The sequence below is a fragment of the Nonomuraea maritima genome, from assembly GCF_900100395.1.
Taxonomy (GTDB): Bacteria; Actinomycetota; Actinomycetes; order Streptosporangiales; family Streptosporangiaceae; genus Nonomuraea; species Nonomuraea maritima.
On the sequence record NZ_FNFB01000028.1, the window covers coordinates 1 to 11078 of the forward strand.

The 11078-nt window shown below is 66.9% G+C and carries 15 protein-coding genes; 6 read left to right on the forward strand and 9 right to left on the reverse strand.

All coding sequences use genetic code 11. The annotated features are described in order from the left end of the window. Positions 1-321 (forward strand): pentapeptide repeat-containing protein (locus BLR04_RS31035; RefSeq protein ID WP_176903371.1); only part of this gene is annotated, 321 nt, incomplete at its 5' end. A 368-nt stretch (positions 322-689) separates the two neighbouring features. Here the strand turns inward: BLR04_RS31035 and BLR04_RS31045 are convergent. Then, positions 690-1814 carry an NsdA family TPR-like regulatory protein gene (locus BLR04_RS31045; RefSeq protein WP_143022277.1) on the reverse strand — a complete coding sequence of 375 codons (1125 nt, stop codon included), beginning with the start codon at positions 1812-1814 and terminating at the stop codon, positions 690-692. Between the two features lie 202 nt (positions 1815-2016). Between BLR04_RS31045 and BLR04_RS31050 the strand changes: the two genes are divergently transcribed. The 4 genes from BLR04_RS31050 to tgmC all read left to right on the forward strand — a co-directional run bounded on the left by BLR04_RS31050 (position 2017) and on the right by tgmC (position 4830). Beyond that, complete coding sequence (locus BLR04_RS31050; protein WP_143022278.1) at positions 2017-2355, forward strand: hypothetical protein; 339 nt, start codon at positions 2017-2019, stop codon at positions 2353-2355. 120 nt (positions 2356-2475) lie between these two features. After that, the gene (gene tgmA / locus BLR04_RS31055) at positions 2476-2721 is read left to right on the forward strand and encodes a putative ATP-grasp-modified RiPP (protein ID WP_090771985.1); all 246 of its coding nucleotides are present in this window, start codon (positions 2476-2478) and stop codon (positions 2719-2721) included. A gap of 2 nt (positions 2722-2723) precedes the next feature. After that, entirely contained in the window at positions 2724-3695 is a 972-nt protein-coding gene (tgmB, locus tag BLR04_RS31060) for an ATP-grasp ribosomal peptide maturase (protein WP_090771986.1), read from the forward strand. A 4-nt stretch (positions 3696-3699) separates the two neighbouring features. Beyond that, entirely contained in the window at positions 3700-4830 is a 1131-nt protein-coding gene (gene tgmC, locus BLR04_RS31065; RefSeq protein WP_090771987.1) for an ATP-grasp peptide maturase system methyltransferase, read from the forward strand. Positions 4831-5816: 986 nt separating this feature from the next. On the opposite strand, the gene BLR04_RS31070 is transcribed toward tgmC, so the two are convergent. Together BLR04_RS31070 and BLR04_RS31075 are read right to left on the reverse strand one after the other, a co-directional pair. Continuing rightward, positions 5817-6443, reverse strand: coding sequence for a hypothetical protein (locus BLR04_RS31070; protein ID WP_143022279.1), 627 nt, complete (start codon positions 6441-6443; stop codon positions 5817-5819). 48 nt (positions 6444-6491) lie between these two features. Next, positions 6492-6746, reverse strand: a complete 255-nt coding sequence (locus tag BLR04_RS31075; RefSeq protein ID WP_090771991.1) for a hypothetical protein — start codon at positions 6744-6746, stop codon at positions 6492-6494. Between the two features lie 210 nt (positions 6747-6956). On the opposite strand from BLR04_RS31075, the gene BLR04_RS40020 reads away from it, so the two are divergent. Beyond that, positions 6957-7466, forward strand: coding sequence for a hypothetical protein (locus tag BLR04_RS40020; protein ID WP_143022280.1), 510 nt, complete (start codon positions 6957-6959; stop codon positions 7464-7466). Positions 7467-7520: 54 nt separating this feature from the next. Here BLR04_RS40020 and BLR04_RS31080 read toward each other — a convergent pair whose 3' ends face one another. The 6 genes from BLR04_RS31080 to BLR04_RS31105 are packed head-to-tail and all read right to left on the reverse strand — an operon-like array spanning position 7521 to position 11077. Continuing rightward, positions 7521-8252 (reverse strand): CHAP domain-containing protein, encoded by a 732-nt coding sequence (locus BLR04_RS31080; protein WP_090771993.1) that lies wholly within the window; start codon positions 8250-8252, stop codon positions 7521-7523. After that, on the reverse strand, positions 8236-8514 hold the full coding sequence (locus BLR04_RS31085; protein ID WP_090771995.1) for a hypothetical protein: 279 nt from the start codon (positions 8512-8514) through the stop codon (positions 8236-8238). Before BLR04_RS31085 ends, BLR04_RS31080 begins: the two co-directional genes overlap by 17 nt. Positions 8515-8518: 4 nt before the next feature. Further along, positions 8519-8860 (reverse strand): hypothetical protein, encoded by a 342-nt coding sequence (locus BLR04_RS31090; RefSeq protein WP_090771997.1) that lies wholly within the window; start codon positions 8858-8860, stop codon positions 8519-8521. Continuing rightward, positions 8857-9261, reverse strand: a complete 405-nt coding sequence (locus BLR04_RS31095; RefSeq protein ID WP_090771999.1) for a hypothetical protein — start codon at positions 9259-9261, stop codon at positions 8857-8859. Before BLR04_RS31095 ends, BLR04_RS31090 begins: the two co-directional genes overlap by 4 nt. A 33-nt stretch (positions 9262-9294) precedes the next feature. After that, a complete protein-coding gene (locus BLR04_RS31100; protein WP_090772001.1) occupies positions 9295-9489 on the reverse strand; it encodes a hypothetical protein in 195 nt (64 codons plus the stop codon). Beyond that, a complete protein-coding gene (locus BLR04_RS31105) occupies positions 9482-11077 on the reverse strand; it encodes a phage tail protein (RefSeq protein ID WP_090772005.1) in 1596 nt (531 codons plus the stop codon). Before BLR04_RS31105 ends, BLR04_RS31100 begins: the two co-directional genes overlap by 8 nt. Position 11078: the final 1 nt, after the last annotated feature.

The window sequence follows — 11078 nt, forward strand, 5'->3', positions numbered from 1 at the left end:
ACCTTCACCGGCCGCGCCTGGTTCGACCGGACGACCTTCACCGGCAGCGCTGAGTTCCATGGTGCGACCTTCACAGGCCACGCCGTATTCCTCGAAGCGACCTTCACTAGGCACGCATCGTTCGACAAGGCGACGGGGCTGGAACGGGCGCAGCTGGCCCACGTGCGGGTGGCACCCTCCATGAGCGCGCAGCGGTTGTGGCCGCCGAACTGGCAGATTGAGGCGGGCGCGGACGGGTGGGCAACCCTGCGCCTGGCCGCGCCCGGCGGTGACGCGGAAGCCGAGACGGCGCAGGAGCAGGAGCCAGAGGGGTTGACCTAGAGTTCCTTACCGAGCACCCCGACCTGCAGAACTCAAGATCGCATTGTCGCGCCGGAACCTTTTACGTTGTCCTGCGGGCTCAGGTATTGCGGCTATCCAGGGAACGCTATGACCTCGACCAATTCCGCAAGATCAACGTGACGGGTGAGCTCCCCGATGGTGGCGCAGTAGCCGATAAGGTAACGGCGGCCGTGGACCCGTTGCGTCACCTTCATGAGAGCGCGGGTGTCCAACTGGATGACCTCTACCAGGATGCTGTTGGGGCCGAGCCATACCGACATACCACAAGAAACTACACATAGCGGACTTCAGGCCATAATGCGGACAGGGTCGGCGACACCGGAAAGCGGCGATAGCCGCGGTAACACCTAAGCGCCGAGCTGCGGCCGCTGCTGACCCGACGGGCCGTACAGCTCCCGGTACGCCTCCCGTAGCTCCTCAGCCACCGCGAGGCCTCGCTGCTCGACACCCGCGATGATCTCTTTCGCCCGCCAATAGTTCGAGGGCACCAGCACGCCGCTCGTGATCGCCTGGAGAGCCACATGCCCAGCTTCCCCCGGCTCGTCCGTGGACAGCAGAGCCAAGGACAGATCTAACCGCGCGGCGGCCGCCCTGCGCGGGCGCGGGCCGCCGTCATCCGCGGACTCCAGGCGCTCCAGGACCTGCCGCGCATAGCCGACCGCTGCAGGGTCGCCCAACCATGAGAGCGTTGTCACGGTGTACGCCTCGCTCTTGGTCGGGTCGTACCGGTAATGGTGTTCCGGCTGATCCGGCATCGGCATGGGAGAGACCAACTGATGAATCCGGGTCAGCGCCGCTCGAGTTTCGATGCCCCGCCCCATACGAGCCCACGCCCTCCCTTCCTGCCCGGTCGACTGGATGAAGGCCGAACTGGAACGTGGGGCGACATCCTGCGCTGCCTGAGACAGCACCAAGGCGTGGTGATATTCACCATCGGTGAGGGCCTGCCACGCCTCGGTTTCCAGGCACCACGCCCTGATCTCCGGGTGCTCCGCATGGTGCGCCAACTGGGCCGCGGTCCGCAGTCGTGCGGCGGCTGCCGGGTACTGCTTCAGGTCGATGTGACACGTCGCGCCGAGCAGCGACAGCCATCCGCCGGCCACGAGCAGGCGGCGATGCTCGGCGATGGTTTTCTTGCCGTCGAGGAGGCGCCCGACGTACTCCAGGTGCCGCCGCACCCGCCCAAGGAGCTGCGTCGGCGGAGTCCGTTGGTAGGCGGATGCCAGGTCATCCACGGCGACCTCAAGACGCTCCAGCGTCTCTCTGCCGACATCGCTGGCCGCCGCCCGGCGGGCGAGCTCCATCGCGTCGATCTCGTCTCCGAGGTCGGTCTCAGCGTCCGTATGGTTGAAGAGAGCGTGCTCGCTCAGGCCGTAGAGGCGGCAGTACAGCTCTGCGTACTCGTCGTCAGGCCGGTGCCGGCCCGACTCATGGTCCCGGATTCGGCGGATCATGCTCTCCGGTTCAGGCATCGATCTGTCAGCTACGGCAGATAGACGCACCGCGAGGTCCCGCTGAGACCAGCCTCGTCGTGTCCTCTCGGCGCGTAGCCGACTGGCCCAGGCCGGAGCCTTAGTCATCGCGTGCACCTCCGAGGGCGGACACGGGAGGACATCGGGGTTCGCCTCTAGCGTCCTCTCCCGAAGTCGTACCACACACGGCTGTCATAGATACGTGAATCTGAACACGGACAACCAGCCTGCGGGAATCACCGGCTATCGCGTTCGTGAGGCCATGGCACAGGCAGCGCTTGTACAGGACCTTCGGGGTCGGCAGCTGTCCGTGCTGCGCAACACCTACCCGGGTTGGGACATCGACGCGCCGAACGATTCGAGCGGCGCGCAGAGCTGGACGGCCAGGCTACGCATCCCGCTGACCTTCGAGCTGATGACCGCTGGCGCTCAGCAGAGTGTGGCGCAGGTCGACGCTATCGCGCTCGCCTCGGCCCTGGCATGGCAAACAGCCCTCATCAACAACGGCCGCCTCTACCACCGATCTAGGGCCGGCCAATAAGGCTCCCGGCCCGCCGCTTCGCGAAAGGCTGCAGGCGGTGGGCCGGGTCAACCCCACGCAGGCGCGGCGGTGGCCCGCACCCAATCGTGTCCGCCGCCGCGCCCCTACCAAGGAGGTCTGATGACCATCACCGCGACACGCCCCTGGGGCATGAGCCGCATGACGCCGCACATGGAAGCGGTGCCCCTGCCATGGGCGTCCACCGTCCTCGATGAGGACACCCAGCTCGCCATCTACCGCGACGGGGACGGCAGGCCCGTCCCGATCACCGCGGCGACGTACCAGACCGTCACCACGTCGAGGCCGCATGACGGCTCGGGGAACGCGTCCCCGAGCGCGGACGACTCGAACACCGACCAGAAGTAACCATGCGATCCTCTCCGGGCACCGTCATGGTGATCACGTGCATGGACGATGTCACCGCCAACCCCGTCATCGCCGCGCTCGTGCAGCGCGGCGCCCGGGTGGCCCGGGTGGATCCGGCTGACATCGGCCCCGATTTGACGTTCAACGCTCAGATCGGGGCCGATCAGGTTGGATGGTCCGGGCTGATGCGGACCCCGTCTCGGGATGTAGCGCTGGAGGACGTGCAGGCGCTCTACTACCGCCGGCCGTCGCCGTGGCGCTTCCACGAGCTGCCCCCGCAGGCGCGGGAGTTTGCGCGCGCCGAGGCCCGGCACGGGCTCGACGGCATGCTCGCCGCCCTACAGGGGTGCCGATACGTCAACCACCCGGCCGCCGAGGCACGGGCCGAAATGAAACCAGCGCAGCTCCAGGTGGCCGCCGAGGCGGGCTTCGCCGTGCCGGCCACCCTCATCACCAACGACGTCGACGCCGTCCGCGAGTTCGCCGCCGAGCACGGCCCCATCGTCTACAAGTCGTTCCGCGGAGTGCCCGAGGCGCCGGGCGGCGAGGTGGCGGCCATCTGGACGCAGCGTGTAGATCCGGCCGACGTTGACGAGTCGGTCAGCGTCACCGCCCACATGTTCCAGGCCGAGGTGCCCAAGACGGGCGACGCCCGCGTCACGGTGATAGGCAATCGCGTGTTCGCCAGCGAGATCACCCACCAGGACGGCACACTCGACTGGCGCCGCACCGACTCGGATCGCCTCGTCCACACCCCGATCGACGTGCCTGCCCCGATCCGAGCCGCGATACGGCTCTACATGGATTGGTTCGACCTCACCTTCGGCGCCTTCGACTTCGGGCTGGTCGGCTCCGGAGCCGACCGCTCGTGGGTGTTCTTGGAATGCAACCCCGGCGGGCAATGGGCCTGGCTGCCCGACAGGGACTCGATAGCGGCAGCCATCGCCGACGCCCTGCTCAACTTGGAAGGATGATTGCATGAACGACCTAGCCGCCCAGTTGCGGCACGAGCTCGCCGGCCAGATCGGCTCTCCACGCTGGCGTGCCGCGCTGGAGTCGGTGCCGCGCGAGGTGTTCGTCGGCGACCACGTGTTCCGCGACGACACCGCCGAGTGGGTGCCCATGCACCGGTCGCAGATGAGCAGCGAGGACTGGCTGGCCCTCGTCTACAGCGACCGCAGCCTCGTCACGCAGGTCGCCGGCGTCATGGCCGAGGACGCCACCGAGCCGATCGCCTATGCATGGGCGACGTCATCGTCCACGCTGCCGAGCCTCGTCGTGAGCATGCTGCACACGGCCGGGATCAGCGCCGGCGACAAGGTGCTGGAGATCGGCACAGGCACCGGCTACTCGACGGCGCTGCTGTGTCATACGATCGGCGCGGAGGCCGTCACCTCGATCGAGTATGACCCGGAGGTCGCCCGCAGGGCGGAAGCCGCGATCGTGGCGGCCGGGTACGCACCGACCCTGCTGGTCGGCGATGGCCTGCGAGGCTTCAACGAAAACGCCCCGTACGACCGGCTCATCGCCACGTGCGCGGTGCGGACGATCCCGCCGGTGTGGTTGCGGCAGGTCCGTCCGGGCGGGACGATCACCGCGCCCATGCTGGGGTGGCTCGGTGCCGGCGCCCTGGCGCACCTGGAGGTCGCGGACGACGGCACCGCGAGCGGCACCTTCCCGGACATCGTGTATTTCCAGCCCGCCCGGCCGCACGCCGCCCCGCCCATGGGCACGATGAAGCTCGGCGTCGGAGACGTCAGCCACACCACCATGGACCCGGCGCTGCTGACCGACCAGACGGGCCAATTCGTGGCCCAGCTCGCTGCGCCCCAGGCGCAGCACGCATGGATCGAGAACACCCTGGCACTGCACGACGTGGAATCGGGCTCGCATGCTGATGTCGAGCCCGCGGACGCGGGAGGGTGGACGGTCCACCAGTCCGGCCCAAACCGCCTGTGGGACGCGGTCGAGCGAGCCCTCACCACGTGGATGGACGCTGGCAAGCTGAACCTGTCCGCGTTCGGCCTCACCGCTACGCAGAACGAGCAGCGCGTTTGGCTGGGCAGCCCCGACGGGCCCACGTGGGACCTTCCCCGCGCTGGCGCGTAGCGTGACACCCACCGATCACAGCTCCTAGGAGTGCCGCCGAACCCGGTCAGGAGAAACGCGAAAAGCCCCCGCCCGCCTCCGAAGAGGCGAGCGGGGGCTTCTTGTTAAATGCCGGAATATAGCAACCTTGGTACGGCATGTCAGCATCTTCATGCTTGGCCCTGTAGCGGAAACTTGGTCCGCTTCGGCAATCCCGGGGCCACAGACTTTCTCCGATGGCGGTATGTTTTGCTGCGTACTGGACAACGATCGCGACGGGGATGATCACTGTTTGGGCGAGCCTTTGGGTGGGCCGCCGGAGTGGTGCTAATTGTCGTTGAGGTCAGCTCTCTGTTCCACGCGAGGTCGGAGCTTGTGCACGGCCGCCGACCCGGCCTAGGCCAGTCGACCGGCTGGTCTGAGAGCCCCCATAGGGGCATGGAACATGGAGTGCCATATGTGCCAGTGCGACCGCAAGCCCGTAGACCCGGGCGACAAGGTGACGAGGTGGGCGTCTATCACGGGCGCTGCCGCCTCGGTCGGCAGGTTCTTCTTGGACCTGTTCGACAGATGGAAGTGACGGCCCCGGATCGAGCCGGTTACCACCAGCTCGACGCCAGGGCCGCCGCCTAACCAGGAGGGACTCTCGCCCCGGTCCTAGCCCGACCGGATTCCGGCGGTGGGTCCCTCCACCCTTTTGCTACCCCGCAGGCTCGTACAAGTGACAGATTTAGCCGCCTCGCTTTACCTTGCGGTTGAACGCACAGTACACAACCGACTACGCGCCCGCCGCCAGAAGGGGGGTATTCTGCCAGAATGCCCCTTTTGGGGTTTTTAGTCGCACGCAGCGCTGTGCCATGATGCTCCACATGCCACAAAAATTCTAGGGTTATGTAGAATTAGGTCCGTTATATCATCAGATATCCCCTTCGTGCCAACATGCACGATCGGGCGTGGAGGTCCGCATCGCGAGCGGCATGGTTCCATGCTCTTCGAGCGTAAGACGATCAAATGCTGCTGTTCTCGGTCAGGTCGACACCCACGATCGGAACCAGCACGGTCAGGTTCGGGTAGTCGCCTCCGATGTCGGTGGGCAGCTGGGTCAGGCCGGGGTGGGTGAACGTCCGGCGGCCGTTCGGGTTGTAGATGTCCGGCTCCGAATAGATAGGGTTCTCCAGCATGATGAAGCCGGGCTGCTTGCCGCTGTACTGGGGCACGAGAGCGGTCAGCCAGATCATCCGGTCTTCCGCCTCAGCCGACACCGGGGCGTCGAGCGGGGAGTAAGACCATCCGGACGTCATGAACAGCTCGGGGTCGTTGGCCGTCGCCGCGACGAGACCGCCTGCCTCGCTGTAGACCGCCAGCCGCGCCTCACCCGACCGGGTACCCTCCGCTGCGCTTGAAAGCAGCACGCCCAGGTGAGTGATCGCCTTACCCGCCGGCAGGACGGCTTTCGCACACACCATCTGCCGCCCCAGCGGTGCAGCGCCGTTGACGTGCTCCGGCAGGAGAGTCGCGCACGACAGTCCGTACACGTCCTCAGCCCGCAACACAGTCGGGGCGGCCGCGGGAGGATTAGCGGTGCAACCGCAGCAGTTCACAGTGATGTCGTCGCCGGTGATCGTGATCGTCATTAACGCTCCAGGCAGATCGAAGGGTTGTCCGACAGCGGATCGGGATGGCTACCGCTGCTCAAGCGGCAGGTCCGGCCGCGCGGTGTGCTTGGCCCTGTAGCCGGACACCCACGTGATCAGGCCGGGCAGAAGCGGGACCGCGAGCGTCTCCAGCCAGTCAGGCAGAAACGCGATCAGGTCGAGGTCGGCGCTGACGGTCTGCAGGACGGCCAGGAGCGCCACCAGGCCGAGGTACGAGCCGGCCGTCGCGGCGGTCACCTTCCGCTCGATCGGCGTGCCGTAGGTCACGGGCTCAGCGTGCATGATTCCTCCAGAGAGAATGGGACATGCGAAAAGCGCCGCCCGGATGGGCGGGCCACTCAGGGTTAGTTCGTTTCGCCCAGCACCGCCGTACGGCCAGACTTCTGAGCTCAGCCTCGGGTGGTACTCAGACAGCTAAGACCGAACGGTCGACGTGAGCAGCTACATAGAAGCCCCCTCCCAGGAGCAATCAGAGCGTGCTCAACTGACGGGATGCAGAGTGCGATCACGAGCCTCATCGCCATCGCCGGCACACTGCTGGGCGCCGCAGCTACCTATGTCTTTCAAGCGCGTGCAGCAAAGCAGGCGCGATTAGAAGCCCGGGAGGAGCGGCTCTGGCAAGAACAACTCGCTGCCTACAGTGCATACGCCGGTGCCATCACCTCGTACCGAGCAAGCCAGAGTGCCCGCTGGTATCGCAAGCGGGAGGACCCTGGCGGGTCCGCGTACATCAACGCCCGGGATGAGGCGCTCAACGAGCGTGCGAATGCCAAGGCCGCGCTGTTTAGGCTGCGGCTGCTCAATCCGGACGCGGAGCTAGGTCGGCTAGCGTCGGAAGCACTAGATGTCACTACTGCCATCCACCGCGCCCAGGATGACGCCGCGCGAGAGGAGCAAGCGGAGCGTTCGCAAGCTGCGCTCCTCGCTTTTGTGGAGTCCGCATCGGCCCAGATCCGGGCCCGAGCGACGCAATCAACATCTAGGCGCCCGTCAATATCCTGACCAGTCTGCAGCACTCAACCGAGACTGGTCTCGGAGCAGGGCGAGGCAGGGCGGTCAGTCCATACGCAGCAGCTTCGGCCACGTCTTCGGGCCGCACTGGCCGTCCACCTTCAGCCCGGCCGCCTTCTGGAACGCCCTCAGCGCCTCCTCCAGAGGCCCGCCGAACACCGTGTCGTCGATGCTGTCGTTGAGGCCGTAGCCGCGGGCGTGCAGCAGGTAGAACACGGTCTTGACGTCGTAGCCTTTACTGCCGCGCTTCAACAGCGGAAGCGTCTTCACGATCTCCTCCGTCCTATCCGCCGCCGCGGCGGGCGTGGTGCTCTTGCCTCCGTAGAGGGGGTAGCCGAACCCGGCAATGACCGACATCGACCGCTCACGCCGCATGACGCGGTTGGACGTGTTGCCCTCGATCGTCACCACCGTGCCGTCCTTACGGACGGACTCGACGACGCCAACGTGGTCGATCGCGGGGATGTTCTTAGAGCCGGCCCAGTCGAAGAAGACCACGGCGCCCTTGCGCGGGGTCTGCCCCCACTGGCCGCGGTCCTTGAACCACTGCGCGTGCCCCGGCGTCCACGCCGAGTCGCCCACCACGGCGAGCAGGCCCGCCTTGTTCGCGGCCCACGACACGAACATGTCGCACCACGGCTCGCGGGCCCACTCCTCCGGCTTGCCGTGCCGCTTCGCCCACCACTGCCCGAACACCGACCAGCCGTTCGGCGACTCGGTGTACCCGAGCTGGGCTCGCATCACGTCGAGCAGGCGATCCTCAGGCGACTTCGCCACCCTCCACCTCCTCCAGGTCCTCGACGACCGACCCCGGCTCCTGCGGCAGCCACGACTGATCCGGGTCGAACTCGGTCACGTCCGCATCCATCCACGGCGCCGGCGGCCGCGGCGCGTCATCCTCGATCGGGGGCACGATCTCCTCCTTGCTGTTGAGGGCCAGCCAGTCGGCCACGGTGAGTTTCAGGTCCGCCTCGGTCAGGCGGAAGGGCAGGACGGCGGGCACGACAAGCACGCCGTCCTCGGCGGGGAACACGGTCAACGGGTCAGCCCCGCGTCAGCTGGATCAGCGCGATCACCGCGCCGGCCACCGCAACCAGCGCCGTCACGACGCCGATGATTTGCCGGGTTCGCTCCGTCAGCTGCGTGCGCGTCACCGACTCCCGCTCGACCGCATCGAGGCGGGCCTCCAACGCCGCGTACCGGATCTCAGCGGTAGCCCGGTCCTGCTCGACGCGCTGGGCCAGCTCGGCATGCCGGTCGTCCACCTGGTCGAGACGCTGCAGGATGAGCGCCGTGGAGCCGTTGGTCTTCTCGAACCCGACCTCGACGAGGCGCCGCAACGTTTCCAAGGCGAGTGCCAGGTTGGGCACCTCCTCACTGGTCACAGCGGGATCGACTCTCCGTCCAGGCTGTAGGCGATGTCGTAGTTGTCGTATCGGCGGACCACGACAGTGCGGCCCTGCGTGGCCAGGCCCTGAGCGAATTCCACGGCCGAGACCGGCGCCGTCTGGTACGAGGCGACGCCGAACGCCCGCTCCGCGATCGCGTACAGCAGCCACCGCACAGGCTGGTCGGCCGGAGCGTCACGGACGCACACGAACCACGCGCGGTCAGACCGGACCAGGCTCTGGCCGCCGGAGTAGATGGAGCGGCGGCTGGCGTGGCCGTACTGGTAGAACAGCTTGGCCGCCTGGTCCACCTTCTCCAGGTCCGGCCCCGCGCCGCCGTTCGGGTCGTCGCCAATCGGCAGGGACATGTCGGTGTCCGGTGGGGTGAACAGCTCCATGGTGATCTCCAATCCCTGGGCTTGCGGCAATGGTCAGGCGTGAGGCGCCTGAGCGTTCGTCTCGGCGCGGAGCCGCTCCAGCTCGGCGCGGAGTTCGTCCCGCTCGGCGGTTCGCTGCACAGCCACGGCCTGCCACTGCGCGGCCTGATCCAGCGCTTCGTTGCGCTGAGCAGCCACTACCAGGGCGTACGGCTCCAGCGGGACAGCGAAGGACTGAGGGTTATCCATGAGACTCCTTGATCGTGTAGTAGCGGTACGGGCCGAAACCGGCGACGTTCACCTCGTCGCGGCGCGGCTCTACCTTGACGGGCGGCACATCGCTGCGAACCGCCTTGACCTGCCAAGCCACACGCTCGCCCGGCACGCCGTAGATGCTGAACTGGCCGTCGAGCGGATACGTCGCTGAGGCGGAAGAGCGGCCCGTACCCATCGCTGTGATGAAAACGGCGCGCTCTTCGACCTCCGTCAGCCCCTCGAAGTAGGCCGGCAGCTCAACGTGGGCCTCACCACGTTCGTCGAGTTGGGCTGTGCCCCAGTACTCGACGCCGTTGTGCGGCGATTCGGTGCAGGCGTGGATCAGCCACCGGTCTGGGTCGTCAGGGTGCGGGATGATGAAGGATTTGACGCCACCATTGATCCTCACCGGCGAACCGACCAGGTCCAACGGGCCGAAGTCGTTCCGGAACTCGCTACCGCCGCGATAAAGGGTGAGCACGACGCCGTCGAAGTTGGAGGCCTGCAACGCTGGGCCTGACCCGCCGCTGTAGGCCCATATCTGGCCGACGATGGCGTTGCTGGGGTTGATGAACTCGATCGGCGAGTACGTTCCGCCGAAAATCCGTTGGATTTGGACGCGGGCCTCGCCCGCCTTTCCGCTGATGAGCGTCCCAGTGATGCTGGCGGTCCCGTTCGAGCCGATGGAGACGGTTTGCGCGCCCGAGCTGTCGTAGGCCCGGAAGCCCGTGTTGTCCATCTCGATGCGCGCGCCCGAGGAGCTCGACTTGAGAGCGAATGACCCGGTGCTCGCCAGACTGACCGTCTCGACGCCGCCCGAGTTGTACGCCCTGAAGCCGGTTCCGTCGAGCTGGATGCGGGCGCCGGACGATGCGCTGCGCAGCGCGAACGACCCGTTGTTAGCGAGGCTCACCGTCTCGGAGCCGGAACTGTTGAACCCCCGGATTCCCGTGGCGTTGAGCTCCACCCTGCCAGCGGATGGGTTCCCTGCGACTACGCGCGTGGACAGCGTCAAGACCGACTCCAGCTTGCCCGCAGTAACCGAGCCGGCCGCCAGGATCGGCGTGGTCACTGCGTTCGCTCGAAGGTGCCCCGTGTCGATCGCGCTGGCTTGGACAAGGCTGCCAGTAATCGTGTTGGCGATCACCGCGTCGGCGGCGTTCACCGTCCCGGTCTTGATGTTGGCGCCGTCGAGAACCTTGCCGATCACGTCCGTATCCACCAGCGGCTGCGTCGCCACGGTGACGTGCCCCGACTCTAAGGACTCATTGCCCGAGCGGTCCACGGCGGTCAGCCAGAACTCGCGGGCCGCGCCGTACGGCTGGCCGCCGACGACGATCGTCTCCATAACTCGCATCGAGTCGACAACCCGGGCGCTCCCTCCGACCAGCGGGTCGGCCATCCATACCTGGACGCGGTCGAGGTCGGACGGCATCGACTCGCCGAGGCTGCCGAGCCCGTCCCACGTCACATGGATCATGCCGAGCCGCGTGGTCACAGTCGGGGCGGACGGCGCCGGCGGCGGAGTGGTGTCATCCGGGATGAGGATGATCACCTGTTCGGAGAACGCGCCTTTCGCCACC

Coding starts and splice junctions, on each gene's coding strand:
- BLR04_RS31070 (WP_143022279.1), bottom strand. CDS start 6,443: ATGACGATCACGATCACCGGCGACGACATCACTGTGAACTGCTGCGGT.
- BLR04_RS40020 (WP_143022280.1), top strand. CDS start 6,957: ATGCAGAGTGCGATCACGAGCCTCATCGCCATCGCCGGCACACTGCTG.
- tgmB (WP_090771986.1), top strand. CDS start 2,724: ATGCGATCCTCTCCGGGCACCGTCATGGTGATCACGTGCATGGACGAT.
- BLR04_RS31075 (WP_090771991.1), bottom strand. CDS start 6,746: ATGCACGCTGAGCCCGTGACCTACGGCACGCCGATCGAGCGGAAGGTG.
- BLR04_RS31045 (WP_143022277.1), bottom strand. CDS start 1,814: ATGCCTGAACCGGAGAGCATGATCCGCCGAATCCGGGACCATGAGTCG.
- BLR04_RS31100 (WP_090772001.1), bottom strand. CDS start 9,489: ATGGATAACCCTCAGTCCTTCGCTGTCCCGCTGGAGCCGTACGCCCTG.
- tgmA (WP_090771985.1), top strand. CDS start 2,476: ATGACCATCACCGCGACACGCCCCTGGGGCATGAGCCGCATGACGCCG.
- tgmC (WP_090771987.1), top strand. CDS start 3,700: ATGAACGACCTAGCCGCCCAGTTGCGGCACGAGCTCGCCGGCCAGATC.
- BLR04_RS31095 (WP_090771999.1), bottom strand. CDS start 9,261: ATGGAGCTGTTCACCCCACCGGACACCGACATGTCCCTGCCGATTGGC.